Here is a 290-nt window from a genome sequence, read left to right on the forward strand (position 1 = left end):
CTTGCTGCCTTTGCGCTGGATGTGCATGCGCCAGCCTTTTTTGCTCAGTCGTGCTTCGCGCTCGCCATCGACGTAGCCCTTGTCGGCCAGGATGTTGCGCTTCGTGTTGGCGGGATCGAGCACGTCCTCGAAATGCGTGGTGTCGTGTTCGCTGGCCGTGCTCACCTTGATCTTGCGCACGAGCTTGTAGCGCTTGTCGGCGTTGGCCGAGACCTTGTAGCCGAAATAGGACTTGCTATGCTTCTTGGTACAGCGCGCGTCCGTGTCCTTCTGGCGGCGTTTGGCTGGCT

Annotated in this window: 1 protein-coding gene; it reads right to left on the minus strand. The window is 60.0% G+C overall.

The genetic code is table 11. The features are described from left to right. Positions 1-290 (minus strand): transposase (locus ACHAC9_RS24610; RefSeq protein WP_435764452.1); only part of this gene is annotated, 290 nt, incomplete at both ends.

Source organism: Massilia sp. CMS3.1 (genome assembly GCF_051262535.1).
Taxonomy (GTDB): domain Bacteria; phylum Pseudomonadota; class Gammaproteobacteria; order Burkholderiales; family Burkholderiaceae_D; genus Telluria.